This is a genomic window from Vibrio sp. M250220 (genome assembly GCF_036533795.1).
GTDB lineage: Bacteria > Pseudomonadota > Gammaproteobacteria > Enterobacterales > Vibrionaceae > Vibrio.
Map to the genome: position 1 here is coordinate 38,204 of NZ_JATABI010000002.1, position 25,338 is coordinate 63,541.

Genomic DNA, 25,338 nt, shown 5'->3' on the forward strand with positions numbered 1-25,338 from the left:
CAAAAAGCCTGTAGTTTATTTTTTGTTTGTAAAGTTTCCCGACAACATCATTTGAATATAATCTTCACGAAATTCCGAAAAAGAATATAAATATTTTTTGTAGATGGCTCTATGTAATGGTCTTAGGTGTTCTGAAGTTGTTTTTGGTATTTTTAATTTATATGTAACTACTTTATTATGTTTAGGCTTGATGAGTTTATTGATTGAGGATAATCGAATTCCACTACGTATTAGTGAAAATAGTAACGCTATAGATTCCGGGTTTTCTATTATAGCCATTAATCTAGTCGCATCACTTATATCTTTCTTTGATACATTTGGCAGGTTAGAATAAAAAACAGTAATTATTTTTTCTCGTTGTTTTTTATTATTGAAAATATTTAGGGGACTACGGTTATTTGTGGTTCTTCTAAGATAATTAGAGTGTAATAAATCACTGTGGTCTTTATAACCTAGAGCATGAGCTAACCAATCATACCTTTTTTTTGACGGTATATTACTAAAACCTGATATTTTGGTTATTAACAATGAAAATTGTTTTGCTTTTAACTTAAAGATGTCGGATGGAGAAATTTGAGGTAATGAATGGTTTTTAGACATAGCTTCACCTAGTTCGTAGTGCAGCATTGAAGTTTGCTATGCGACTCTCATGCAAAATGCCACTGAAAAGTGATTACTTTGTCTATTCAAAACTATCGTCTTTGCCTTGAGTCGGGCTAGGTGACGATAACCTTTACAATTTTACGTTACCAAACTTGGCGTTGTATGTAAATTTTTGATGTGTTGATTTTATGTGAAAGTTTGAGTTAAAACACATTTTACATACGTTACTCATATTGATAACGCATGTGCGATGAAGTTATGCGTGATTACAGATTCTGGTTTTTTAAAACTCTATAGATACCGAGAGGTATTATTTATCCTGATATTTTGTCAAACGTAGTAGTGCAACTATCACAAAATACATCCATAAAATCTTTTACTTCAGGCATTTCAGCAATAAGTCTTTTAATTTTTGGATCAAGTCCTTTTTTGACATGTAAAAATTCATCATTGTTAAATCGAAGTTCGTTTAGAGTCTTTATATAAGCTGATAGAATATCTGCTGCTTTTACAATCGCTTTATATTCAGCGTCTACATTTTTTTGAACAAGTAAATCTGAGAACTCATCACGTAAATCCTCTGGTAATGTTTCTAAACATTCTTTTTCTGCAATATCTTCAAGTTTTTTAAATGCTGATGTAAATTCTGGGCTGTGGTATTTGGTTTTTGAATTTATATCCTGAAGTTTTGTTTCTGATATTTCATGATAAATGGCGGTAACTGCAGCTTTTTCTGGATTTAAGTTACCGCCATATCGTTTGTTTTTAATGACAGTTAATAAGTGAGCTATTACCGCAACCTGATGAGAATGTTCTGAAACATTTTCTTCTTGAAAGCAGTGCATTAATGCCCAGCGTTTTATTAATGGCATACGTGTCACCCATGCCATGAATGTACTTTGTGATTTTTTCAACTGAATATCCTTACAATAGTCTAATGGTAACTTCTGTGTATTAACGAACTAAGTCACTGGTTTACTCATATTAGAAAAACGAACTAATCACCGGTTAACACTTCACTGGTGTCATGGTACATACCTAAGATAGCGATTCTTTCTGGGTTAAGGTTGCCGCCAAACTTCTTGTTTTTGATCAGTGCCAAAGCGTGGGCAACGAAAGCAACCTGTAAGCTGTGTTCTGAGATGTTTTCACTTGATACTGAACGCATCAACGGCCAACGCTGAATCAGTTTCATGCGCGCCAAGTGGGCAAAAAAGTGGCTTTCCTGAACAACTTTGTTTGGACTATCTGACATTTCTCTACTCCATGAAATGAAAAAGGGCACTCAGTGAGTGCCCTTTAAGAATATGAGAGATTGAAGCTAATTACTACTGACTATAGGTCGACAGGAAGCGTTCAAAGCGACCGATCGCAACCTCAAGATCTTCGACGTGAGGTAAAGTCACGATGCGGAAGTGATCAGGTTTAGGCCAGTTAAACCCTGTCCCCTGAACAAGCAGCACTTTTTCTTGAACCAAGAAATCGAGCACCATCTTCTGGTCGTCTTTGATGTTGTAAACCTTAGTATCAATTTTTGGGAACAAGTACATCGCCCCTTTCGGTTTGACACACGATATCCCTGGGATCTGGTTAATCAATTCCCATGCGCGATCACGCTGTTCGAGCAGACGACCACCAGGCAGAATCAATTCATTAATACTTTGATAACCACCTAATGCAGTTTGAATCGCATGTTGCATCGGCACGTTAGCACAGAGTCGCATTGACGCTAGCATATCGAGACCGTTTATATAGCCTTTGGCCATATGTTTAGGGCCCGTCATAAACATCCAACCGCCACGGAAACCACACACGCGATAAGCTTTCGACAATCCATTGAACGTCATCACGATGACATCGTCGGTTAGGGTTGCAACGGAAGTATGTGTTGCGCCGTCGTAAAGAACTTTGTCGTAGATTTCATCAGCGAAGATGATAAGTTTATGCTGACGTGCAATCTCGATCACTTCAAGTAGGAAGTCACGGCTGTATACTGCACCGGTTGGGTTATTCGGGTTGATTAATACGATGCCGCGTGTTTTTGGCGTGATTTTACGCTTGATGTCGTCAAGGTCTGGATACCAGTCCGCTTCTTCATCACACATGTAGTGCACCGCATTACCACCGGAAAGAGCAACGGAAGCGGTCCATAGCGGGTAGTCAGGTGCAGGGACGAGCATTTCGTCACCATTGTTTAGCAACGCTTGCATTGCCATAACGATAAGCTCAGAGACGCCGTTACCAATGTAGACGTCTTCGACGTCTAGTGAATGAATTCCCTTGCGCTGATAATGCTGAACGACGGCTTTACGAGCTGAATAAATTCCTTTTGAATCACAGTAGCCTTGCGAAGTAGGCAAGTTACGGATTACATCGACTAGGATTTCGTCAGGTGCGTCAAAGCCAAATGGGGCGGGGTTTCCGATGTTTAGCTTTAGTATTTTATGCCCCTCTTCTTCCATGCGTTTAGCATGTTTTAGTACCGGCCCCCTAATGTCATAGCAGACATTATCGAGTTTCGACGACATCCCGATATTTTGCATTGATTAAAACCTAAAAATAATTGAATTTCTTTATTAAAGTACATCAAAAAGAATTTTTTTAGAATAAAAATCTGGTTGAATGGCAAGAAATAACAACTTGTAGCACGCCCGTTATCACAGGATTTTGCAAAACATTCACCACAACCTTGATTTGAGAGGGGTCTATAAATAGAGTAACCACCTACAATGAATAACAATCCCCATGCATACGAGGCTGATTTGTCTAATTTTCATCAAGCCGTTACTGAACTGATCGAACGCGTAAAGGATGCAGGAGACGGTATCACTCGTCTGGTTCAAGTTCTTGAGGAAAAACCGGACTTTGCGTTTATCGACTGGCTTGAGGCTCAGCCGATTTTCCCTCAGTTCTATTGGCAATCGCGCGATACTCGTGAAGAAGTGGTCGCGCTAGGCCAGTTACATACATTTGTCGACCCTGCGCCCGCTTATGCCATATTGGCTGAAGATCAGCGTATATGGGGAGGGCGTTCATTTGACGGACAGACGAGCAAGAATCGTCGCTGCATGTCTTCGTTCTTTTTTCTACCGCAGATAGAGCTGATTCGCTTTGATAACAGTTGGTCTATTGCGGTGAACTTAACGGCAGAAAAACACCGCACTCTCGCTAGCCTATGCAAGTTGCAGCTTGACGTTAAACCTCTTATGCCCGTTACGGCACATGTCGAAAATATCCAGCATACGCCTGATAAGTTTCAGTGGGGGGAGTTGGTAGATAAAGTCCTGACAGGCATTAGCAATAACGAGTTTAAAAAGGTGGTTTTGGCTCGCAAAACAGAGGTCACGCTTGATGCGCCCTTATGTGCGGCTCAGTTCTTAAAATCAAGCTATCTGCACAATCACCATAGTTTTCACTTTTTACTGTCGTTAGATAGGAAGCATAGTTTTATCGGATCAACGCCGGAGCGTCTTTACCTGCGTCAAGATCAGGAACTTTATACGGAAGCGCTCGCCGGTACGATCGGACGAGGTAGCAATGCCACTCAGGATATGGAACTGGCTAACTGGTTGGCCAACGACAGCAAGAACCTCAATGAAAATCAATATGTTGTAGACGATATTATCGAGCGTCTAACTCCGCACTCTGAACATGTAGAGGTGGAACAAGAGGCTCGCTTAGTTCGTTTACGTAAGGTTCAGCACCTAAAACGCAGCATTCACGCCCACTTGAATAAAGGTGTTAATGGCGTGCAGTTGTTGAGTGCGTTACAGCCAACCGCAGCAGTTGCGGGCTTGCCGCGCAAAGAATCGATGGCATTTATTCAGCAACATGAACCCTTTGCTCGTGGTTGGTACGCAGGCTCGATGGGCTTTATCAGTCACCAGAGAGCTGAGTTTTGTGTCGCAATTCGCAGCGCCCTGATCCTCGATGACCATGTCCAGTTATTTGCTGGTGCAGGTATTGTTCCTGGCTCAGTAGCGGAATATGAATGGCAAGAGCTGGATAAAAAAATGTCGACACTGTTGTCTCTGATATCAGATAACGCACCGTTAGGAGTCGCTTCTTAGATGAACGCGGAAGTTTTAAGTGCTAATCAAGCAGTGATAAACCGCATTTGGAGTCAGGTAATACTTGAAGAACTGACCCGATTTGGTGTGCGTGAAATTTGTATCGCTCCTGGCTCTCGCTCAACGCCTTTGACATTGGAAGCGGATGAAAATCCACAACTAAACCTCCACACGCATTTTGATGAGCGTGGGCTGGGATTTATGGCGTTAGGCCTTGCGAAAGCAAGTGGTAAACCTGTCGCTGTCGTTGTGACATCAGGAACGGCAGTCGCGAATCTTCTTCCCGCTATTGCGGAAGCAAAACTTACTGGCGAAAAGCTGGTGGTGCTTACGGCGGACAGACCCGTCGAACTGGTTGGCTGTGGTGCTAACCAAGCCATCAACCAACTTGGGATCTTTTCTAGCCATGTGACCTGTGCGGTTGACCTACCCAGTCCATCGTTGAATATTCCACTCAATTGGGTGCTAACGACAATCGACCAAGCGCTGGCTGAGCAACACCAAAAGGGCTGTGCGATTCATGTTAACTGCCCATTTCCTGAACCACTTTATAGCGCTGAACCTAAGTGTTTATACCAAAGCTATAGTGACCAATTGGGCTTGTGGTGGCAAAGCGACAAACCGTTGACGAGTAAGAGTTACCCATTGCAGAGTCCACAACTGAATGTCAGTGATTTTTCGCGAAGAAACGGCCTGATAGTGCTTGGTAGTGTGACGCGCAGTGAAGCATCTGCTGCCAAACAGTTGGCTGAGCGGCTAGGTTGGCCAATCATGTGTGACCCACAGTCCGGACAAAGCTCGGCTTGGTCACACTACGATCTATGGTTGCAGAACAGCAATCAATCGGAAGCCTTACAGCAGTGTGAGTTAGTTTTGCAACTGGGTTCGCGCATCGTATCGAAGCGTCTGAATCAGTGGTTAGCTAAGCATATCAAAACCACTGGTGCTGATTATCACTATGTTGCGCCGAGTTTCGACCGTAATAACGCGAGCCATATGATGCAAGTGCATCATCTTGCCTCTGTAGAGAGTTGGATCTCGCACTTGTTAGCGATATTGCCGCCAATTGCTCAAACGAATTCAGGTTGGGCTGATGAGTTGTGTGCTGTCTCTGAACAGGTCAATAGTTTGGCTTCGTTGCATCTCTCGTGCGATGCGCCTCTATCTGAAATCGCTTTGGCTCTAACCGCGCCTCAACTGCCTAAGCAAGCACAATTGTTTATCGGCAATAGTCTGTTTGTACGCCTTTTGGATATGTTTGCCCGTTTTGATGGCGTTGAAGTTTATAGCAATCGAGGGGCGTCAGGGATTGATGGCATAGTCGCTAGTGCTGCGGGAGTGGTACGGGCAAATAAACAGCCAACGGTTCTCTTCATTGGCGATACATCGCTTTTATACGATATCAACTCATTAGCGCTGTTTACCCATGAGCAAACACCGGTTGTCATCGTGGTGACCAATAATGATGGTGGTGCCATCTTTGATTTACTGCCTGTTCCAGAGCAACAAAAACAAGCTTTGTATCAAATGCCCCATGGCTTTGAGTTTGAACATGCTGCTCGACAGTTTCATCTTGCTTACGCTAAGCCAGAAACGTTGGCGGAATATCAGCAACTGATCGACAACCATGTTGAGAATGGTGTGGGTGGATTGGTTATCGAAGTGCAAACGCCCGCGGAGCAAGCTTCCCGTCAGTTAAGAGAATTTACGCAACAGATTCATGCTTTATAGTCAGGCTTCTCAGCATTTAGCCCATAACCCAGCACAGCCAGTGCTGGTCTTTTTGCATGGCTTACTGGGTTGTGGAAAAGATTGGCAACAGACAATTGATTACCTAAGTGATTACCCTTCAGTTTGTCTTGATTTACCCGGTCATGGCTTGAGTGGGTTGAACAGCTGTAACAATTTTAAAGAGTGTTGTGATCAAATATCTGACACTCTTCTCACCCAGTTCGAGCCTCATCGACCTATAGTACTGATTGGTTACTCAATGGGTGGTCGCATCGCAATGAATGGTGTGGTGAACAATCACTTTGCGGGGCTTAATATTCAGCAATTGATTGTTGAAGGGGGAAACTTTGGTTTGCCATCCCCAATGGATAGAGCAGCAAGGTGGGAGTACGATGTTCAGTGGGCTGAACGTTTTACGAATCAGCCAATTGAACAGGTGCTAAGCGATTGGTATCAGCAGGCGGTGTTTAGTTCACTAAATCATGCGCAAAGACAAAAACTGATCGCTAAACGCAGTGCTAACCTAGGGCCACAAGTGGCAAACATGATGCTAGCGACCTCGCTGGCAAAGCAAGATTATTTGTTGGATGCGCTCAGCTCATCCGCAGTAGCAGTACATTATATTTGTGGCGAGAAAGACGATAAGTTTAGTCAGTTGGCCAAACGAAGCGGTTTGTCTTTCAGCCAAGTTGCAGAGGCTGGGCATAATGTTCATGTTGAACAGCCCCAAGCTTTTGCCGAAATCGTTAAAACTCAAATAAAACAAACCTTTGTATAGTTTGTTTTGAGTCAATTGGTAAACAAACAGGAATCACCATGGCAAAAACAGTCGGTATCTCAGAAGAAGAATTATACGCACCAGTACACTGGAATGACTGCAGCGGTGAATATGAAGATATTCAGTACCACAAATCTGAAGATGGTATCGCTAAGATTACTATCGCCCGCCCACAGGTTCGTAATGCGTTCCGCCCTCAAACGGTAAAAGAGATGATCAACGCGCTTGCCGATGCACGTTATGACGAAGGTGTCGGCGTTATTATCCTTACCGGTTTAGGTGAGAAAGCGTTTTGTTCTGGCGGTGACCAGAAAATTCGTGGCGATTACGGTGGTTACAGAGATGACTCAGGTACGCACCACTTAAACGTTTTGGACTTCCAACGTCAGATTCGTACGTGTCCGAAGCCTGTTATCGCTTCGGTTGCAGGTTGGGCTGTAGGCGGTGGTCACGTACTGCATATGATGTGTGATCTGACGATCGCCGCTGAGAATGCACAGTTTGGTCAAACTGGCCCTAAAGTAGGTTCCTTTGATGGGGGGTGGGGCGCGTCATACATGGCACGTATTGTTGGTCAGAAAAAAGCTCGTGAAATCTGGTTCTTATGTCGTTTCTATGATGCGAAGGAAGCGCTAGACATGGGGCTAGTCAATACCGTGGTGCCTCTAGAAGATCTTGAGAAAGAAACCGTACGTTGGTGTCGTGAGACATTACAGCACAGCCCAATGGCGCTTCGTTGTCTTAAGGCCGCGTTGAACGCAGATTGTGATGGTCAAGCGGGTCTTCAAGAGCTAGCTGGCAACGCAACCATGATGTTCTACATGACTGAAGAAGGTCAGGAAGGTCGCAATGCTTTCAATGAAAAGCGCCGTCCGGACTTTAACAAGTTTCCACGCAACCCATAATTTGTCGTTAATATCTTAGTTCTAATCGTGATAGCGATTCGAGGATGCGTCATCTTTCACGTCCTCGCCTTGCTGTAGAAGCGATAACCTAGATGTTTGCAGACGAACGGGTGAAATATCCAATGCATGCTACATTTATATCAATAATGAAAAGGATATTGCTATGAGATCAGCCAAACTCTATCGCTATGAACTGCCGATGGACAGCGGTGTGATACTGCGTGATAAGAGGTTGAAACAGCGCGAAGGTTTTGTCGTAGAGTTAGCGCTTGATGGTGACACTGGTCTTGGTGAAGTTGCTCCTCTTGCGGGTTTTAGTATTGAGACCATGGATGAAGCCTATTCACAGCTCGTCGAGCAACTGGCTTTGTGGCAACAAGGCGTGGAGCTTAATTTTGATGGTCTGTATCCATCGGTTGCGTTTGGTCTTTCAATGGCGCAAATGGAATTGACTCAACAGCTTCCACAGCACGGTGTGTATCAAGCTGCTCCACTCTGCTCAGGGGATCCTGATGAGCTCATTCCCAAGCTCAACGCAATGAGCGGTCAGAAAGTAGCAAAAATCAAAGTCGGGCTGTATGAGCCTATTCGTGACGGGATGTTAGTGAGTCTATTTTTGGAGTCCATTCCTGACCTCACACTAAGATTAGATGCCAACCGAGCTTGGAGTGCTGAAAAAGCACAACAGTTTGCCAAGAAGATCGCGCCTTCGTTAAGAGGACGTATTGCCTTTATCGAAGAGCCCTGCCAAGTGCCGGGCGACAGTTTTTCTTTTGCGATTGATACTGGAATTGCTATCGCTTGGGATGAGACGCTTCAGCATGCGATTCGTCGCGATGATTTTAAGCTTGAAGATCTCAATGGTGCTAAAGCGATCGTCATCAAGCCGACTTTACTTGGCTCTGTTGAACGCTGTATCGCGTTGATTCAAAGAGCTAAGGAACTGGGGATCAAAGCGGTTGTGAGTTCGAGTATTGAATCAAGTCTTGGTTTAACTCAGTTGGCTAGACTGGCACATTGGCAGTTACCTGACGAAATACCAGGTCTTGATACTGTGGGTTTGTTCGCTCAGCAGCTAGAAGTTGCTTGGCCAGGTTGTGAATTGCCACTGACTTCATTGTCGGACCAAGCATTGATTTGGCAGTCAGAATGAAAGCAGAGTTATCACCTGTCAATAAATGGGCTCAACTGAGCCCATCTTTGTATGCTTTAGAGACTCCTGAGCAAAGTTACACTTGGCTTGAACTCGCCGAAAAAGTACAACGCCTAGCCGCATCTTTAGGTAAACAAGGCGTATCCGTTGGCGACCTAGTTACTTGCGTGGGTAAGAACAGTCCTCAATTGTTGCTGCTCTATCTCGCCTGCCTCGAACAGGGAGCCATTTGTGCGCTTACTATGCCGCAGAGTGAAAGTGAGCTTAAAAGCAAACTGGCAACCCTGTACCCCAATCCCGACAATGCTTACCTATGGTCGGATCAAGGTACGCCTGTGCCTACGACGGGGTATCATGTTCAAGTGTCAGAGCTTGAAATCGAAGATTGGCACAGCCATTACCAAAACAAATCTATCGCTTCGATTGTATTTACATCTGGTTCAACGGGCATACCGAAAGCGGTTGCTCATACATCGCAGCACCATCTTGCCTCAGCGCAGGGTCTACTTGAAAAATTTCACTTCCAGCCAGGTGATACTTGGTTATTGAGTTTGCCTATGTACCACGTATCTGGTTTAGCGATTGTCTATCGTTGGCTTGCGACTGGCGCAACTCTCAAAATAGGTACAGGTAATTTAAGCGAAGATATTTCGGATGTCAGCCATGCATCACTGGTCGCAACCCAGCTAAAACGCTTGCTCGATAGTAGTGAAACTCTGGCTCTCAGCCATGTTTTACTGGGGGGGAGTCATGTCCCTTTGGAACTAAGCCAGCAAGCCGCTGAGCGCGGGATTGAAACCTGGCTCGGATATGGAATGACAGAAGCGGCCTCAACAGTGACCGCTAAACAGATAGACGCAGTTTATAGTGCGGGGAGCGTATTACCCAAACGCTTGGTAAAACTGGATGGTCAGCGCATTTACATTGGTGGTGATACTCTGGCTTCAGGTTACTACAAGCAAGGAGTACTGACGCCAATAGCTGAAAATGGCTGGTTTGATAGTAAAGACCTTGGTCAGTGGTTAGGTGACGAGTTGGTGATCATCGGTCGAGCGGACAACCAATTTATTTCTGGTGGGGAGAACATCCATTGTGAGGAAATAGAAGCAGTGCTCAACCAATTAGATGCTATCCAGCTAGCGATTATCGTGCCTATCGAAGATGACGAATATGGACATCGACCTGTCGCGGTATTGCAGTGTGAAAAGTTACCTGAACAAGCGGAGATTGAATTACTGTTACAACTTAAGCTAACTAAATTCAAATGGCCGAAGGCCTATTATCAGATGCCACTGGAACTGTTAGCGGGTGGGATAAAAGTATCGCGCCAAAAGGTTAAACAGTGGCTGGAAAGTCAACTTAGTTAATTTCGACATTTCATAGTCCAAATGTGAATTTAGCAATCTTATAACCTTAATTCATAATACCTCTATTGAGATATGGAATTGGATATAAGAAGCAATGAAAGCACTCTTGGTTATCGCCGTGTTACTTCAGATAACGGTTGCCCTGCAAAGTGAGGGTTTAGTCAAGGCATTAGCTGAGCTCTCGGCGTTTTTGCTGGTTGTTACTATCGCCTCAAGCACTAAACAGCAAAAACGTCAATCGCTAGAACTTGATACAGAAAAGCGTTAAACCAACGTAAGCCATGCTAATGACGTGGTTGAAATCAGTATCCACAAAGTCACACCAAACATCAGTGGTTTGGCGCCCGCCGACTTGAGTTTCTCGACAGAAATACCGCAGCCAATTAAGAATAAACAGACCACTAACGCACGTTTCGCTACGTCAAATATGCCCTGATAGAGCGCATCAAATTGGGGGAGGGCATCACTTACCGCTATCGCGACACAGTAAAACAAGATGAAGTATGGAATGGTGACTTTCTTTGAGTCGCTACGGAACAAAAACGCGCTAAACAGTGCAACAGGGATGATCCATAGTGCTCGAGCCAGTTTAAGCGTTGTCGCCGTTGTCAGTGCTTCTTCACCATAAGCAGACGCGGCACCAACCACGGATGAGGTATCATGAATCGCGATGGCTGCCCAGGTGCCAAACGTGTGCTGGTCAAGGTTCAACGCATGACCAATCACCGGGAAGATAAACAGGGCGATAGAGTTAAGAACAAATACCGTCGCGAGAGATAAACCTATCTGTTCATCGCTCGCTTTTATCGCTGGTGATACAGCAGCGATCGCACTGCCACCACAAATTGCTGTGCCAGCAGAGATCAGATACCCCGTCTCTCTGTTGAGACCGATCCATTTTGCAACCCACCAACCAATTACCAAGGTACCAAAAATGGTGGTGACAATCAGGCCGATACCATTCGATGTTACCGCGAGGGCCTGTTCAAACTGAATACCGAAACCTAAGCCAACGATCGAGTAGGCAAGCAGCTTTTTAGTGACCTTGGCGAGATTGAATTCCGCAGGAACAAAGCCAAGTGAAGCGAGCAAGAAGCCAATCACAAGTGCAGTAGGAGAGGTGATAAAAGGGGTCAGGCAAACTGCAAGAGCAAGCCAAAATGGCAACTGTTTGGTTAGCTTATTCATTATTGATTTGGTGAGTTGAGATCAACCGCAAGTGTAGCGTACCCAAAGCGATAAATAGAGCTGAATGTTTTGAACGGCTGTTCAGAAAAACTGAACAGCCGTGTTTTGTTATGATAGACCTAGCGCCAGTCGCCTCTTAGTGTCGAGACCTTTTCAAACATCGTCTCCGTAGACGCTGATTTAGGGTCTACCGGCTCACCCACTTCAATTTCAATCTTTGACCAAAATCGCGTTGGTAACCCTTTACAGGCTGCCCCTTTATGACGGCTGAAGTAACTTCCCCACATGCCCTTTAGCGCAATAGGAATGACAGGAACAGGGCTACGTTTGAGGATCAGATCCATACCGCGCATAAATGGATTCATCTCACCATCGGAGGTCAAGCGACCTTCGGGGAAGATACAGACAATGTGTCCTTCGGCCAGTGCCTGCTCCACTTCTGAAAATGCTCTTACTATTGAGCGGCGATTAGTTGCCGAAATGGGAATAACTCCCGCGCGCTTGAGAAAACGGCGCAAAGGAGGTGCATTGGCATAATCTTCTTCCATTACAAATCGAATGAGCCTTGGACAAACGGCACTGAGCAACAAAGCATCCATATAGCTGACATGGTTGCAAACCAGTAGAGCGCCCTGTTTATCTGGCAAATTATGCAGATTCTTATGGGTCACTCGGTACATGGTGTGAGTAAGTATCCAGACTAGAAAGCGGACGACAAAGATAGGGACTTGAGAAAACAGGTAAGTCGCCACCAACATGTTGAGTACCGCCAGCAGCAAGAATAACTGAGGAATAGAAAGGCCAATAACAGATAGGCAAATAATTCCTAGAATGGCACTACCGACCATAAATAGAGAGTTGTAAATGTTGAGTGCGGCAATAACCTGTGCCCGTTGATCGACTTTTGCTCGTTGTTGCATCAGCGCATATAGCGGGACGATAAAGACACCGCCAGAAGCACCAAGTAGAAATAGGTATGCAAATACTGGCCACAAAGGTTGGTATGCCACAAAGTCTGAAAAATGAGCAAATTCTGGTAACTGTTGTGGAACCGCTAACGCCATTAATGCGCCAAACACGGTGATCCCAAAACTGCCGAGCGGCACGATACCAACTTCAATACGATGGTTTGAGAGTTTGTCGCACGCTAGCGAACCTAGCGCAATACCTATGGAAAAGAGCGCAAGTAAAAATGAGACGGCACTTTCACTGCCATTAAGGTAGATCTTAGTGAAGTTAGGAAATTGGGTCAGGTATGCCGCGCCCAGAAACCAAAACCAACTGATGGCCATTAATGAGCGGAAGATTGTCTGATCTGATTTGGCGATGGCGATGGTTTGTTTGGTTTGTTTGATTGGTTGCCAACGGAACTCGAGCGTTGGCGCACTGGCAGGTGCTACAGGAATAGAACGGCTCGCGAGGTAGCCAAGCAGCGCGAAGATAACGACGGACGCTGCCGCGACGTATTTGGCGCTTTCAGAAGAGGCGATAACCCCCGCTCCTAGAGTGCCGATTAAAATCGCGAGAAATGTGCCGGTTTCGACTAAAGCGTTGCCTGGGACTAACTCATTGGGTTTGAGTTGCTGAGGCAGAAGCGCATATTTTACCGGACCGAAAAACGCAGATTGCGTACCCATCAAGAACAGCAGTATCAGCAGTATAGTGTAACTTTCGGTGATAAAGCCGATTGCCCCTAAACACATGATGCCGATCTCAGCGAGTTTAACCTTGCGAATAAACCAAGATTTCTCATATTTGTCAGCCAATACACCCGCGGAGGCTGAAAAAAGGAAAAAGGGCAGAATAAACAGACCTGCCGCGAGATTGATGAATAAATCACTGGAAATGGGTAAGGTACCTGCGCCAGCAAAAGCGACGAACAGCAGCAGAACATTTTTAAAAATGTTGTCGTTGAAAGCGCCGAAAAACTGTGTGACGAAATAAGGCAGAAATCGTTTCTGCCTTAGTAAAGAGCTTTGGCTATCAGACATTAGTGATCCTTAACATTTAGGATGTTACCAATTGGTCAGGTAGTTTGAGAGCAAATTCTCGATCAACTCCTTACCATCGATAGGCTTATCGCTGAAGAACTTGTCATCGACGCTTAGTAGCGTAATACCGTGCACACCTGACCAAAGCACGCGACTTGCTTTTAGCACATCGGCTTCACTGCGATGAGGGGCAAGTGCTTGTAACAGGTGTTCTAGCATACCAGTCATGGCATTAATTCGTTGTGCTTGCCACTCCGGCAGCGTCTCGCCATTCATATTGTGCTCGAAGATAAGTTGCCAACGATTTGGATGGCGAAGTGCAAAGTCATGATAGCAATAGGCCAGTTCGTACAGTGCTGACCGGTTATCTTTGCTGCCGTTAACGACATGGTTGGCTTCAGATGATAGCTCGTCTAAGGTCTGCGCTACGACATGCAATAACAGTAAATTGTAGTTTCCGAACACATTGACCAGTGTACTCGGTACATAACCAATCATGGTTGCGATCTTACGCAAGCTAAGCTCATGATACGAATTGGTCGTGAGAAACGCCTTTACCGTTGATAGTGTAAGGGCGATGAGTTCTTCGCGGGTGTGATCGTTTCTTCTTGCCATGGTGAATAATCTAAAATGAACATTGTTCAATATTCTAATGAGCCAATGCCTATAGCGCAACTTTGCTAAGGACAATTTGCAATATTCTGATACATGTCGCGCCGACGTTTTTGTATGAATCTAGTTCCGCTGAGGGTAAGATGTCATAATAAATAAAAATTCAATACCTCGATACGAACTTGAAAGGAAGAATATGAAACGGCTCTTTTCTCTCGTTGCTCTACTTATGGTCTCAGTGGCTATCACGCCGATTGCCGAGGCAAAGAAGTTAGGTGGCGGAAAATCGTTCGGCAAAAGTCTTAAAACTGCGCCTGCGCCAAAACAGCAACAACAAAACACCAATACTATTGGTAAAGATCAAGCAACTAAGACTCAAAGCTCAACCAAGAAAGGCTTGATGGGCGGCCTACTTGGTGGCTTGTTAGCTGGTGGACTGCTTGCTGCCTTCTTTGGTGGTGCATTTGAAGGTATCCAATTCATGGATATCTTGATCATCGGTTTGATTGCTTTTGTTATCTTCAAACTTATGCGTGGCATGCTTGGGGCAAAGCAGGGCAGTATGAATCAGCATCGTCAGCAGCCTGCATTCGGAGGTTCTGCGCCTAAATTTGAACAACCAAATGTACATAATTTCGAGCAGCCTCAGTCAGGTGCACAAAGCGGTGGTTTTGGTGCTCAGAGTGATGTTCCTCATAACTACCCACCGGGTTTCGACCAAGCGGCCTTTATCAATGGATCTCGTGAACACTACCGTATCCTTCAAGGTGCTTGGAACCACAACCAGTTAGATACGATTGAAGAGTATGTTTCTCCAAGCTTATTTGAAGATCTGAAATCAGAACGTGAGAAACTCGGTGGAGAGCAACATACCGATGTGATGTATGTTGATGCTGAAATCGTGCGTGCGGATTATGATGCAAGCAAAGCGCAACTAAGCTTACAGTTTAGTGGTCGTTACCGTGACTCAGTAGAAGGTATTGAAGAGAACATCGAAGATATCTGGCACTTAGAGCGTGATTTAACCACACCAAATGCGCCATGGCTAATCGTTGGTATTCAAGGCTAATACCGATACCTAACCGTTAAAGTTTAACGCCCAAGCTCATAGCTTGGGCGTTTTTGTATTGTCTAAAGCTGTCAATGCTTGGTAGTATTTTTAGCCTAGCTAAAAATCATACTAAGGTAAGTAAAGTGGCTGAATTTAAATACAAAAACCTCACTCAAGAGCAGCAAGACAAACTGGATGCTGCGGCTTTTCGTCGTTTACTCGCGCATCTAGATGACAACAAAGACGTACAAAACATCGATTTAATGATTCTGGCTGGTTTCTGCCGTAACTGTTTCAGTAAATGGTACAAGGCTGAAGCAGATACCCAAGGTATCGATCTCGATATCGATGATGCACGTGAACGCGTTTATGGCATGACTTACGATGAGTGGAAACAAAACCACCAGCCAAAAGCAACGCCTGAGCAGCTAGCTGCGTTTGAAGCGCGGCAAAACAAGGGTTAATCAACCTGAGTGAATACAAAAAAGCCCCGTTACGCGTAAAGTGAACGGGGCTTTGACTCTTATTGTATTAGGCTAGCTTAATTGGCCAGTGGCCTCGAATTCTTCAAGTTTGGCTATGTATGGCTGAAGGTCACCGATGTTCTCTTCAACCCACTCGGCGTTGTAGTATGTATCTAAATAACGTTCACCGCTGTCACACAGTAGCGTCACAATCGAACCTTTTTCACCACGGGCTTTCATTTCGCAGGCTAGCTGGAGTACACCGTATAAGTTTGTACCAGTTGATGCCCCGACCTTACGACCTAGGATTTTTTCTAGCCAGTGCGCCGTTGCGACGGATGCTGCGTCAGGAATAGTGCGCATCTCATCAACAACACCAGGAATAAAGCTCGGCTCAACTCGCGGACGACCAATGCCTTCAATTTTGCTTCCGCAATCGCCAGTGAGATTTTTGTTACCTGTCTTGAAATACTCATGGAACACTGAGTTTTCAGGGTCAACAACACAGAGCTTAGTGTCGTGTTGTTGGTAGCGAATAAAGCGCCCAATTGTAGCTGAAGTTCCCCCCGTACCCGGACTCATTACGACCCAAGTTGGTACTGGGTGATCTTCCATTTCCATCTGACTAAAGATCGAGTTGGCTATATTGTTATTACCACGCCAGTCTGTTGCTCGTTCTGCGTAGGTAAACTGGTCTATATAATGCCCATTCAACTCTTGAGCTAGGCGGTTAGATTCTGCATAGATCTGATCAGAACGATCAACCAAATGGGCTTGACCGCCGTAGAATTCAATCTGCTCAATTTTTTTGCGTGCGGTACATTTAGGCATCACAGCAATAAATGGCAGGCCAAGTAGACGAGCAAAATAAGCTTCAGAAACCGCGGTACTACCTGAGGAAGATTCAATAATCGTGGTTTCAGGACCCACCCAACCATTACAAATTGCGTAAAGGAATAGAGAGCGTGCGAGACGATGTTTTAGAGAACCTGTCGGATGTGTACTTTCATCTTTTAGATAAATATCAACGCCTTCGATACTTGGCAAATCGAGTTTAATCAGATGTGTATCAGCACTGCGCTGATAGTCTGCTTCGATTTTTCGTACAGCATTGTTAATCCAGTTATGGTCGGTACACATAGGGTTTATCCTTAGAATCGTTATAGCGTTAATGTAGCGATTAATAGGGAGAAAAACTTTGCTTTTTTTACTCCGTTTTGCTTTATTTGGAGAAAATAATTCTATAAATGTGATTTTATGGATATCGAATTAGACAAAATTGACCGAAAAATACTCGATCTATTACAAAGTGATGGAACATTGTCTCTCAATGAACTGGCAGATGCAGTCAATCTAACAACGACACCATGTTGGAAGCGCATGAAGAAGCTAGAAGAGATGGGGGTTATTCAAAAGCGAGTTGCACTACTCAATCCCGAGAAATTGGATTTGTCGTTCACGGCCTTCGTACTGATAAAAACCAGTGACCATTCCCATGAATGGTACAGCCATTTTGTTTCAACCGCTTCTGAGTTCCCGGAAGTGATGGAGTTTTATCGAATGGCGGGTGAATACGACTATATGATGAAAGTCTTAGTGAAGGACATGAAGTGTTTTGATCGCTTCTACAAAAAACTGGTCAACTCAGTGGAAGGTATTTCTAACGTGACATCTACTTTTGCCATGGAACCTTTAAAATACACCACGGCTCTGCCGATCTGCAGCGATTAAAAGCCTCCCGCAGGAGGCTTGATGGCTTTAGCTGGTAAAACGCATCACACCCTCTTGTACTGCGGTAGCAACAAGATCGCCATTACGATTGTATATTTCGCCACGGACCAGTCCCCGTGTATTGCTTGCAGTTGGACTTTCTATCGCATAGAGAAGCCAGTCATCGACTTTAAATGGTCGGTGGAACCAAATGGAGTGGTCGATGGTAGCGACCTGGAATTTCGGTGTCATCAGAGAGACACCGTGAGGGTGTAGCGCAGTGACAAGGAAGCCCCAATCAGATGCGTAGCCTAATAAATATTGATGGATAAGTTGGTTATCCGGTACTTTGCCGTTGGCTTTTATCCAAAGATATTGCTTGGGATCCGCTTTTTCAGGTTTCAACGGATTTACCACTGTAACCGGTCGCATTTCGATAGGTTTTTCTCCGCAAAACGTTTTCTGCAATTTTTCTGGTAGCAAATGAGCAATGCGGCCAGCAAGCTCTGACTCTGACGCAAAGTGCTCTGGCCCTGGGATATCAGGCATCACATTTTGGTGTTCAAACCCCGGTGCTTCGCCGTGATAAGATGCGGTGAGGTAGAAGATTGGACGCCCATTTTGAATCGCTTTCACACGACGAGTACTGAAACTACGACCATCGCGTAGGTTTTCCACATCGTAAATAATAGGTTTCTCGGGATTTCCCGGATAGAGAAAATAGCTATGAAATGAGTGAACCGTACGATCCGCATCAACGGTGTAGCGAGCCGCTGATAATGCCTGACCGATAACCTGACCACCATAAACTTGTGGTAGCCCGAGGTTTTCGCTTTGACCTCTAAAAAGTCCTTCTTCAAGTTTTTCTAATTGCAATAAATTCAACAACTCGTTTAGAGGTTTACTCATATTTGTGACCTTCTAATACCATATTTGAGACCCATTTTACGCAGTTACTGACAAATAAAACAGCTGTTTAAATTTTAATTGTCATCATAGAACTAACATAGTCAGAACTTTGTCAGTAATCGTTAGCGTACAATGACATTCATATAATAGCCTTCTATAATCCTCGTGAATTTAATTAGTTATAGAGAGGCTTTATGAAAAAGGCACTAGCGTTAGTAATGTCAGTGGTACTAGGTGCAGTATTGGTTGGCTGCCAATCTTCAGAGAAACAAGAGCAACCACGAGTGGATTCAGTGACAGGCACACTTGCTTACCGTGAGCGCATTGCGTTGCCGGATAATGCAGTGGTGACAGTGACTCTACAAGATGTCTCATTGGCGGACGCTCCAGCAAAAGTTATCGCTAAGCATCGTTTTGAAACCAATGGTGCGCAAGTTCCTTTCGAGTTTGACCTCGCTTACGATACTAACAAAATTGAAGCTCGCCACCGTTACAGTGTGAGTGCGCGTATTGAAGTAGATGGTCAGCTTCGTTTCATTACTGATACGTCTTATCCGGTTATTACTGATGATGCACAGACGGACAATGTCAATCTGCGCCTAATCGGTGTGCGTAACTAAAGAGTATTGAATGGCAGCCCATCAGGGCTGCCATTTATATTTTCTCAAGCTCAACTTTCCCTCTTCACTGACTTCAACACCTTCTGCAATAAGCTTGGCTCTTTGTCTCAGTAGATCCTGTCCTTTTAAAGAAATCTTGCCCTGACTGTTAATCACTCGGTGCCAAGGCAACTTGGTCTCTTGTGGAAGATTGCCAAGGCAACTTGGTCTCTTGTGGAAGATTGCCAAGGGCTTTACCAACGTGACGGGCATAGCCAGGATAACCTGCGCGTTTTGCGATCTCACCATAGGTCGTGACTTTTCCACTAGGAATTTGGTGAATTACAGCAAAGATTTGCATTAAAAACTGGTCCATAATCAGAGTGTCCTAGTACAGAGTTCCAAGGAATGGATAAGGAGAGGGCATGGTATTTTCTACATTTCAGTTCTTAGTGACAACGTTATTGGCTGTGGTTTGTGCTCGGAGTATCAGTCTAAGCGAAGGCGATATCCCCGTTTTAGCCTTAATCATCCCCGCATTGTGGATTTTTCCCCAGGGCGGTGTGGTCGGTCTTGTATTGATGGCTGCGATGACCACTTATGGTCTTACACTACCTCATCAACCGTTTACGTTATCCGTGAGTTTATGGGTACTGTTCCCGTTATTAATGGTCGCATTTTCTAAACGAAGCAGCTTGGGGGTCGTGCTGACAAGTGCTTTGATCGTGACGACCTTAATGGTGGGGATTATGGTGACACAAGCGGGAGGAAAACTCGCTGGTGAACCCGTTGTCACTTTTGTCCAAACTATTGCCGTGATTGCTATTTGGTGGTCAGTCTCTCACTGGAAGCCATCCAACAAACATAGCTGGTGGGCTCTGGGTTTAATTCTGCCGTTATGGATAGCTGATTTGTCTTACGCCGCGCTGTTGGCTCTATGTATTACAGGCATTATGGCCTCGATGGAAAGTTTGTCGAAGTTGACCTCATTCCGTTGGAGTAAATTGTTATGTTGGACATTACCAACGGTTGGCTTCGCTGCCTTAGTCGTTACCCCTACCATCGAAGTGCCCAATCCCGTGTTTGTCGTGTGGATCTGTTTGCTCGGTACAGCTTGGATGACAGACTACATTTTGCGAAGTGTTGAACAAGAGCAAGACATATAAATAGTCAATCAGAGTTCGATGTATATGCGGTTGGCATATTCAACTATGTGTGTCAAAATTGCGCATGTTTTGAACGGTGAGTGGGTTGATAAGGACAATACTTTTAAACAAGTGCTTGTTTGTCCGACACTTTAGTTCGGCATCCGACTCGATGATATCCCCAGGGCATCTTTGTTCCTTGGTCATCTTTGAGATAAGAGAATTCATAACTATTCAAATAGGAACAAGCAAGGATGACCTACCTCTGGCGCATGTGGTGCACTGTGTTTTGCATGCTATTGATACCCACAACGTACGCAAACACCAAATATAAGGTCGCGATGGAGGCGGATGATGTCGTCTCACGGATACTTTTTGATGCTGTTTCTGAGCAATTTGGGTTGCAGGTGGAGTATGTCTATTATCCAAGCTTTAATAGCATCCTAAATGCCGTAAAAACTTCGCAAGCCGATTTTGCCGCCAACGTTACTTATACTACTGAGCGCGCTGAGTTTTTTGAGTTCTCAAGCCCAACCAATATTGAATACACCTATCTTTTTAGTTTGATTAATGCCGACTTGGATGAAGTCTCAACCGTCGGAGTACCCGCCGGAACCATTTATGGCGAGTTGATTCACGCTAACTATCCAGAAATGAGCTTGGTAGAATATCGTGGACATGACCAAGCTAAATCCTTGATTGAGTCAGGGCAAGTTGATGGTGTTGTTGACGCGATCAATCAGTTAAAACCCATGCTTCTCGCGGGTTACGATGCACAATTGCTTAACCATCAACTGATGATTAAGCCCGTTTCAATTATTGCGCCAAAAGGCAAACATCAAAACTTACTCAAAACGATTGAACATTATGTGCACGGCGCAGAGGTACAAAAACTTCTGCGCGAGTCGGTGAAGCAGTATCAATTTGATTTGAGAAAACAGGCGTTCTCACGAAATAGCCAGTTTCTCTTCTTATTGGTGCTAGGATTTTTAGTGGTCGTGGCGATGTATCTGCATAGCCAATCAAATACCGATAATCTAACCAGGTTACGTAATCGTTGAGCACTAAAGCAGAAATATAGAAGCGGCATCAATGGGGATGAGACCTTAATCTATTTAGATGTAAATCGATTCAAACAGATCAATGACAGCTATGGTCATGAAGTCGGTGACCAAGTGTTAAAAGCGGTGGCGAGCTACATTAGTCGTTATTGGCGTGGATCGAGTTATCGAATTGGTGGCGATGAGTTTGTGCTTGTCGGTAAGGTTACGCCAGAAGAGGTCAGCAAGTTAAAAAGCCAGTTTGAGTTGTTTCCGTTCGCTTCTGATGACAAAAGCATTGCGTTCAATGTCTCCCTAGCTTTCGGTGCTTCACCTTCAGGAAGACACTTTATGAGCATTGAAGAAGTGATACATGAAGCCGATGTAGAAATGTATCAGCACAAGCAAGCGCAAGCAGACGGAAAAAATGGGGCGAGACAAGCTGCGAAAGTGGTTTCTCTCAACTCATAGTGGTTACTCACTAAGCAGTTGAATCGAAAGGATGACTTTTCTGCCTTGTTTGACTTGAAATAGCCCTGAGGATGACTGATAATCCCCTCACTCCTTAGCTCTGCTAAGGAAAACGAATCTATGGAGGCCCTGGTCCTCCCGCAACAATAGCTCGTGAACTCGGTCAGGTCCGGAAGGAAGCAGCCGCAGCGAGTGACTTGTGTGCCGGGATGTGGCTGGGGCTTCCACCCATTAAAAACGCCGCTTTTATTAGCGGCGTTTTGCTATCTGCTACTTTTTAATTTTAATCCTTTCCTTTTTGTCTAAACATTAGAATTCTCGTTTAGAACTTATTCCAACCCGCATTAACTATTTTCCCTCGATCAGATTGTTCTGATAAAAAATCTAAATAAACCCACATGTATTAATGATGGGAATATCTATCATTTGGTTGATAATTGGGATTAATGTCTGAAATATGATAATTAGACTTTAGTAAATTTAAGTGAAGTGACTAAGTTCACAGAACCTACTTTTATCAAAGGTAAATGTAGCTATTTGTTATCTAGATTGCATTACTTTTGTAAAATTTTCCGCACAATATATAGCATAAGATGCTAAAAAAGCTTCTTATTAGATAATTTGGCACTTCAATCTGCTTGGGGGAGAATTTTTATTTTATTCAACTAAGGAATTCTTGATACCTAGAGATTCTTACCAATTTATTGACGTAATCGGGTGTATATACGACTTTTTGCTACATTTTTATGGCAAATTACTTCAATGATTGCTAATGTGTGCCGCAATCTTTGTATTATTTTAGATTTTTATGCTTAATTTTTGAGCTAAACAGTTCTAAATCACTGGCCGTTCTAGTGAGATACAAAGAAGTCATGGATGCAATACATAAAACTCGGAGTTTAATGCATGTACAAGAATAAAATCACACAAGCCCTACTTCTAGGCGCTGGTTTGGCAGTGGCTGCCACTTCTACTACTACACTTGCAGCAGATGTTCCTGCTGGCACTCAACTAGCTAAAGTTCAAGAACTGGTCCGTGGTAACGGTACTGAAGTTGCGTCTCTTGACCCACATAAAGTTGAAGGTGTTCCAGAGTCACACGTTCTACGCGACTTAATGGAAGGGCTAGTGATTCAAGATGGTCCAGGTAACACAATCCCTGGCGCAGCTGAGTCTTGGACTACAGAAGACAACCAAACTTTCACTTTCAAAATCCGTAAAGACGCTAAATGGTCTAACGGTGACCCAGTAACTGCGTACGATTTCGAATACAGCTTCAAGCGTGCAGCAGATCCAGCGACAGCATCACCATACGCTTGGTACATCGAATATACAAAGATGAAGAATGCTAAAGACATTATTGCTGGCAAAAAAGACGTAAGCGAGCTTGGTGTTAAAGCTGTTGACGATCACACTCTAGTACTAGAAACCGAAGTACCACTACCTTACTTTGTTAAGATGATGGCACACACAACGATGTACCCAGTTCATAAAGCAACGGTTGAGAAGTTTGGCACTAACTGGACTAAACCAGGTAACTTCGTAGGTAACGGTGCATACGTACTATCTGATTGGGTTGTGAACGAGAAGATTGTTCTTGAGCGCAACACAAATTACTGGGATAACAAAGACACAGTCATTGATAAGGTAACCTTCCTACCTATCGAAAACCAAAACGCGGAAATGAACCGCTTCCTATCTGGTGAAATTCACTTAACATACGAAGTGCCAAACGAGCAGTTCCGTCGTCTGTCTAAAGATTACCCTGAAAACGTCGTGGTTTCCCCAAACCTATGTACTTACTACTACGGTTTCAACACTCAACGCCCTCCATTTGACGATGTACGCGTACGTAAGGCACTGTCTTACACTATCGATCGTGACATCATCACTAACGCAATTCTTGGTCAAGGTCAGAAGCCAGCATTCGCGCTGACTCACAGCGGTATCACAGGTTTCTCTCCTGAAGCGCCTGAGTACGCATCTCTATCTCAAAAAGAGCGTATAGAGAAAGCGAAAGAGCTTCTAGCAGAAGCAGGCTTTGGTCAGGGTAAACCACTAGACTTCACACTTCTTTACAACACTTCAGAGAACCACAAGAAGATCGCTGTAGCGGTACAATCTATGTGGAAGAAATCTCTAGGTGGTTTCGTAAACGTGAAACTTGAAAACCAAGAGTGGAAAACGTACCTAGACAGCAGCAAGCAAGGCAACTTTGACGTTCGTCGTGCGGGCTGGTGTGCTGACTACAACGAAGCATCTACTTTCCTAGCAATCGCTATGACTGAGAATGGTTCAAACGATCAGAAATACTCTAGCGCTGTTTTTGACAAAGCGATGAACGACGCTGTAAACGTAGCGAAAACGGATGAAGAACGTAATGCGTTCTATGCAATTGCTGAAGCTCAGCTTGCGCAAGACATGCCAATCGCTCCGATTTACCAGTACGTTCAGCCTCGCCTAGTGAGCACAGTGGTAGGCGGCTATCCTGATCAGAACCCTCAGGACAATATCTACTCAAAAGATATGTACATTATTAAAAAATAGTAATTTGAAGTAGATAAGAATGCGCCCATAGCCTGCGCTATGGGTGCATTTTTTTAGATGTGAGATGCATTATGTTGAAGTTAATTTTTACTCGTATTGTGGAAGCAATTCCGACCTTACTTGTCCTAATAACCGTTTCTTTTTTCCTTATGCGTTTTGCTCCAGGTAACCCTTTTTCATCAGAAAAGACTTTGCCACCTGAAGTAATGCAAAACATCAATGAGAAATATGGTCTAGACAAGCCTTTATTTGAACAATACACCACCTATTTAGGCAATATTTTGCAAGGTGATTTTGGCCCTTCATTCAAATACAAAGACTACACCGTTAATGAGTTAGTCGCTGAAGCATTACCAGTTTCAGCTAAAGTGGGCTTTTACGCGTTTATTTTTACCGTGATCGTCGGTGTGGCGGTCGGTACACTGGCTGCACTGAAACAGAATACTTGGCTTGACTATTCGGTCATGTCCACGTCCATGATAGGGGTGGTGTTACCCTCCTTCGTATTTGCTCCTGTTCTGATTTATATCTTTTCGATCGGCTTAGGCTGGTTCCCTGCGGGCGGTTGGAACGGTGGTGCGATTGAGTACATGGTACTTCCAGTGTTAGGTATGTCATTTCTGTACATTGCGACCTTTGCTCGTATCACTCGTGGTTCAATGATTGAAACTCTCAACAGTAACTTTATCCGTACAGCACGAGCTAAGGGCTTGAGCTACCGTTACATTGTTCTTAAGCATGCGCTGAAACCTGCACTGCTACCTGTAGTTTCTTACATGGGTCCTGCATTCGTAGGTATCATTACTGGTTCTGTTGTTATCGAAACGATCTTTGGTCTGCCAGGTATTGGTAAGCTATTCGTTAACGCAGCATTTAACCGTGACTACTCGCTAGTAATGGGAATTACCATCCTAATTGGTTTCCTATTCATCTTGTTCAACGCTGTTGTTGATATTTTACTAGCGTTAATCGACCCGAAAATCCGTTACTAACAGGGAAGTATC

The 25,338-nt window shown here is 44.3% G+C and carries 23 protein-coding genes, 1 other RNA gene and 3 pseudogenes; 17 read left to right on the forward strand and 10 right to left on the reverse strand.

Annotation, left to right across the window (positions count from 1 at the left end; translation table 11 throughout):
- Positions 1 to 15: 15 nt before the first annotated feature.
- The 4 genes and pseudogenes from QTN94_RS00970 to QTN94_RS00985 all read right to left on the reverse strand — a co-directional run bounded on the left by QTN94_RS00970 (position 16) and on the right by QTN94_RS00985 (position 3,146).
- Complete coding sequence (locus QTN94_RS00970) at positions 16 to 627, reverse strand: hypothetical protein (protein WP_331426578.1); 612 nt, start codon at positions 625 to 627, stop codon at positions 16 to 18.
- A 290-nt stretch (positions 628 to 917) separates the two neighbouring features.
- A complete protein-coding gene (gene yfbR / locus QTN94_RS00975) occupies positions 918 to 1,517 on the reverse strand; it encodes a 5'-deoxynucleotidase (protein ID WP_331426579.1) in 600 nt (199 codons plus the stop codon).
- A gap of 86 nt (positions 1,518 to 1,603) precedes the next feature.
- Positions 1,604 to 1,858 (reverse strand): annotated as a pseudogene (yfbR, locus tag QTN94_RS00980) (5'-deoxynucleotidase); the annotation flags it as partial.
- A gap of 73 nt (positions 1,859 to 1,931) precedes the next feature.
- Positions 1,932 to 3,146 carry a pyridoxal phosphate-dependent aminotransferase gene (locus QTN94_RS00985; RefSeq protein WP_331417264.1) on the reverse strand — a complete coding sequence of 405 codons (1,215 nt, stop codon included), beginning with the start codon at positions 3,144 to 3,146 and terminating at the stop codon, positions 1,932 to 1,934.
- A gap of 186 nt (positions 3,147 to 3,332) precedes the next feature.
- Here QTN94_RS00985 and QTN94_RS00990 point away from each other — a divergent pair, with 186 nt between their 5' ends.
- The 7 genes from QTN94_RS00990 (at position 3,333) to QTN94_RS01020 (ending at position 10,875) form a co-directional block, all read left to right on the forward strand.
- Positions 3,333 to 4,673, forward strand: coding sequence for an isochorismate synthase (locus QTN94_RS00990; protein WP_331417265.1), 1,341 nt, complete (start codon positions 3,333 to 3,335; stop codon positions 4,671 to 4,673).
- Positions 4,674 to 6,404, forward strand: a complete 1,731-nt coding sequence (menD, locus tag QTN94_RS00995) for a 2-succinyl-5-enolpyruvyl-6-hydroxy-3-cyclohexene-1-carboxylic-acid synthase (protein ID WP_331426580.1) — start codon at positions 4,674 to 4,676, stop codon at positions 6,402 to 6,404. It begins immediately after the preceding gene.
- The gene (gene menH, locus QTN94_RS01000; RefSeq protein ID WP_331417267.1) at positions 6,394 to 7,182 is read left to right on the forward strand and encodes a 2-succinyl-6-hydroxy-2,4-cyclohexadiene-1-carboxylate synthase; all 789 of its coding nucleotides are present in this window, start codon (positions 6,394 to 6,396) and stop codon (positions 7,180 to 7,182) included. The genes menD and menH overlap by 11 nt, the downstream gene beginning before the upstream one ends.
- A gap of 38 nt (positions 7,183 to 7,220) precedes the next feature.
- On the forward strand, positions 7,221 to 8,087 hold the full coding sequence (gene menB / locus QTN94_RS01005; protein WP_269375994.1) for a 1,4-dihydroxy-2-naphthoyl-CoA synthase: 867 nt from the start codon (positions 7,221 to 7,223) through the stop codon (positions 8,085 to 8,087).
- Between the two features lie 163 nt (positions 8,088 to 8,250).
- Positions 8,251 to 9,240 (forward strand): o-succinylbenzoate synthase, encoded by a 990-nt coding sequence (gene menC, locus QTN94_RS01010; protein ID WP_331426581.1) that lies wholly within the window; start codon positions 8,251 to 8,253, stop codon positions 9,238 to 9,240.
- A complete protein-coding gene (menE, locus tag QTN94_RS01015; protein WP_331426582.1) occupies positions 9,237 to 10,607 on the forward strand; it encodes an o-succinylbenzoate--CoA ligase in 1,371 nt (456 codons plus the stop codon). Before menC ends, menE begins: the two co-directional genes overlap by 4 nt.
- A 94-nt stretch (positions 10,608 to 10,701) precedes the next feature.
- Entirely contained in the window at positions 10,702 to 10,875 is a 174-nt protein-coding gene (locus QTN94_RS01020) for a hypothetical protein (RefSeq protein ID WP_171052123.1), read from the forward strand.
- On the opposite strand, the gene QTN94_RS01025 is transcribed toward QTN94_RS01020, so the two are convergent.
- The 3 genes from QTN94_RS01025 to QTN94_RS01035 form a co-directional block, all read right to left on the reverse strand.
- Complete coding sequence (locus tag QTN94_RS01025; RefSeq protein WP_331426583.1) at positions 10,872 to 11,795, reverse strand: YeiH family protein; 924 nt, start codon at positions 11,793 to 11,795, stop codon at positions 10,872 to 10,874. The two genes, QTN94_RS01020 and QTN94_RS01025, sit on opposite strands and share 4 nt — an antisense overlap.
- Positions 11,796 to 11,914: 119 nt before the next feature.
- Entirely contained in the window at positions 11,915 to 13,786 is a 1,872-nt protein-coding gene (locus QTN94_RS01030; RefSeq protein ID WP_331426584.1) for an MFS transporter, read from the reverse strand.
- 24 nt (positions 13,787 to 13,810) lie between these two features.
- The gene (locus QTN94_RS01035) at positions 13,811 to 14,401 is read right to left on the reverse strand and encodes a TetR/AcrR family transcriptional regulator (protein WP_331426585.1); all 591 of its coding nucleotides are present in this window, start codon (positions 14,399 to 14,401) and stop codon (positions 13,811 to 13,813) included.
- A 193-nt stretch (positions 14,402 to 14,594) separates the two neighbouring features.
- Between QTN94_RS01035 and QTN94_RS01040 the strand changes: the two genes are divergently transcribed.
- Entirely contained in the window at positions 14,595 to 15,467 is an 873-nt protein-coding gene (locus tag QTN94_RS01040) for a Tim44 domain-containing protein (RefSeq protein WP_331426586.1), read from the forward strand.
- Between the two features lie 125 nt (positions 15,468 to 15,592).
- Positions 15,593 to 15,913 (forward strand): DUF1244 domain-containing protein, encoded by a 321-nt coding sequence (locus QTN94_RS01045; protein ID WP_171052124.1) that lies wholly within the window; start codon positions 15,593 to 15,595, stop codon positions 15,911 to 15,913.
- A gap of 72 nt (positions 15,914 to 15,985) precedes the next feature.
- Here QTN94_RS01045 and QTN94_RS01050 read toward each other — a convergent pair whose 3' ends face one another.
- Positions 15,986 to 17,053, reverse strand: a complete 1,068-nt coding sequence (locus tag QTN94_RS01050; protein WP_331426587.1) for a PLP-dependent cysteine synthase family protein — start codon at positions 17,051 to 17,053, stop codon at positions 15,986 to 15,988.
- A 117-nt stretch (positions 17,054 to 17,170) separates the two neighbouring features.
- On the opposite strand from QTN94_RS01050, the gene QTN94_RS01055 reads away from it, so the two are divergent.
- The gene (locus tag QTN94_RS01055; protein WP_171052125.1) at positions 17,171 to 17,644 is read left to right on the forward strand and encodes an Lrp/AsnC family transcriptional regulator; all 474 of its coding nucleotides are present in this window, start codon (positions 17,171 to 17,173) and stop codon (positions 17,642 to 17,644) included.
- Between the two features lie 27 nt (positions 17,645 to 17,671).
- Here QTN94_RS01055 and tesB read toward each other — a convergent pair whose 3' ends face one another.
- A complete protein-coding gene (gene tesB / locus QTN94_RS01060; RefSeq protein WP_331417276.1) occupies positions 17,672 to 18,532 on the reverse strand; it encodes an acyl-CoA thioesterase II in 861 nt (286 codons plus the stop codon).
- Between the two features lie 194 nt (positions 18,533 to 18,726).
- On the opposite strand from tesB, the gene QTN94_RS01065 reads away from it, so the two are divergent.
- Positions 18,727 to 19,152, forward strand: a complete 426-nt coding sequence (locus QTN94_RS01065) for a YbaY family lipoprotein (RefSeq protein ID WP_138970836.1) — start codon at positions 18,727 to 18,729, stop codon at positions 19,150 to 19,152.
- A gap of 21 nt (positions 19,153 to 19,173) precedes the next feature.
- On the opposite strand, the pseudogene QTN94_RS01070 reads toward QTN94_RS01065, so the two are convergent.
- A pseudogene (locus tag QTN94_RS01070) lies at positions 19,174 to 19,507 on the reverse strand (MGMT family protein).
- A gap of 49 nt (positions 19,508 to 19,556) precedes the next feature.
- Here QTN94_RS01070 and QTN94_RS01075 point away from each other — a divergent pair.
- The 6 genes and pseudogenes from QTN94_RS01075 to oppB all read left to right on the forward strand — a co-directional run bounded on the left by QTN94_RS01075 (position 19,557) and on the right by oppB (position 25,326).
- Complete coding sequence (locus QTN94_RS01075; RefSeq protein ID WP_138970838.1) at positions 19,557 to 20,297, forward strand: hypothetical protein; 741 nt, start codon at positions 19,557 to 19,559, stop codon at positions 20,295 to 20,297.
- Between the two features lie 251 nt (positions 20,298 to 20,548).
- Positions 20,549 to 21,220 (forward strand): annotated as a pseudogene (locus QTN94_RS20615) (transporter substrate-binding domain-containing protein); the annotation flags it as partial.
- 165 nt (positions 21,221 to 21,385) lie between these two features.
- Entirely contained in the window at positions 21,386 to 21,787 is a 402-nt protein-coding gene (locus QTN94_RS20620; protein WP_443088775.1) for a GGDEF domain-containing protein, read from the forward strand.
- 127 nt (positions 21,788 to 21,914) lie between these two features.
- An RNA gene (ffs, locus tag QTN94_RS01085) (signal recognition particle sRNA small type) lies at positions 21,915 to 22,011 on the forward strand.
- A gap of 682 nt (positions 22,012 to 22,693) precedes the next feature.
- On the forward strand, positions 22,694 to 24,334 hold the full coding sequence (locus QTN94_RS01090; RefSeq protein WP_331426588.1) for an ABC transporter substrate-binding protein: 1,641 nt from the start codon (positions 22,694 to 22,696) through the stop codon (positions 24,332 to 24,334).
- Positions 24,335 to 24,405: 71 nt separating this feature from the next.
- Positions 24,406 to 25,326, forward strand: coding sequence for an oligopeptide ABC transporter permease OppB (gene oppB / locus QTN94_RS01095; protein ID WP_331417280.1), 921 nt, complete (start codon positions 24,406 to 24,408; stop codon positions 25,324 to 25,326).
- The last annotated feature ends 12 nt before the right edge of the window (positions 25,327 to 25,338 follow it).

Bases quoted from the DNA above. Each gene is read 5' to 3' on its own strand.
- QTN94_RS00970 (WP_331426578.1), bottom strand. From the start codon at position 627: ATGCTGCACTACGAACTAGGTGAAGCTATGTCTAAAAACCATTCATTA.
- QTN94_RS00985 (WP_331417264.1), bottom strand. From the start codon at position 3,146: ATGCAAAATATCGGGATGTCGTCGAAACTCGATAATGTCTGCTATGAC.
- QTN94_RS00990 (WP_331417265.1), top strand. From the start codon at position 3,333: ATGAATAACAATCCCCATGCATACGAGGCTGATTTGTCTAATTTTCAT.
- menD (WP_331426580.1), top strand. From the start codon at position 4,674: ATGAACGCGGAAGTTTTAAGTGCTAATCAAGCAGTGATAAACCGCATT.
- menH (WP_331417267.1), top strand. From the start codon at position 6,394: ATGCTTTATAGTCAGGCTTCTCAGCATTTAGCCCATAACCCAGCACAG.
- menB (WP_269375994.1), top strand. From the start codon at position 7,221: ATGGCAAAAACAGTCGGTATCTCAGAAGAAGAATTATACGCACCAGTA.
- menC (WP_331426581.1), top strand. From the start codon at position 8,251: ATGAGATCAGCCAAACTCTATCGCTATGAACTGCCGATGGACAGCGGT.
- menE (WP_331426582.1), top strand. From the start codon at position 9,237: ATGAAAGCAGAGTTATCACCTGTCAATAAATGGGCTCAACTGAGCCCA.
- QTN94_RS01020 (WP_171052123.1), top strand. From the start codon at position 10,702: ATGAAAGCACTCTTGGTTATCGCCGTGTTACTTCAGATAACGGTTGCC.
- QTN94_RS01025 (WP_331426583.1), bottom strand. From the start codon at position 11,795: ATGAATAAGCTAACCAAACAGTTGCCATTTTGGCTTGCTCTTGCAGTT.
- QTN94_RS01030 (WP_331426584.1), bottom strand. From the start codon at position 13,786: ATGTCTGATAGCCAAAGCTCTTTACTAAGGCAGAAACGATTTCTGCCT.
- QTN94_RS01035 (WP_331426585.1), bottom strand. From the start codon at position 14,401: ATGGCAAGAAGAAACGATCACACCCGCGAAGAACTCATCGCCCTTACA.
- QTN94_RS01040 (WP_331426586.1), top strand. From the start codon at position 14,595: ATGAAACGGCTCTTTTCTCTCGTTGCTCTACTTATGGTCTCAGTGGCT.
- QTN94_RS01050 (WP_331426587.1), bottom strand. From the start codon at position 17,053: ATGTGTACCGACCATAACTGGATTAACAATGCTGTACGAAAAATCGAA.
- QTN94_RS01055 (WP_171052125.1), top strand. From the start codon at position 17,171: ATGGATATCGAATTAGACAAAATTGACCGAAAAATACTCGATCTATTA.
- tesB (WP_331417276.1), bottom strand. From the start codon at position 18,532: ATGAGTAAACCTCTAAACGAGTTGTTGAATTTATTGCAATTAGAAAAA.
- QTN94_RS01065 (WP_138970836.1), top strand. From the start codon at position 18,727: ATGAAAAAGGCACTAGCGTTAGTAATGTCAGTGGTACTAGGTGCAGTA.
- QTN94_RS01075 (WP_138970838.1), top strand. From the start codon at position 19,557: ATGGTATTTTCTACATTTCAGTTCTTAGTGACAACGTTATTGGCTGTG.
- QTN94_RS01090 (WP_331426588.1), top strand. From the start codon at position 22,694: ATGTACAAGAATAAAATCACACAAGCCCTACTTCTAGGCGCTGGTTTG.
- oppB (WP_331417280.1), top strand. From the start codon at position 24,406: ATGTTGAAGTTAATTTTTACTCGTATTGTGGAAGCAATTCCGACCTTA.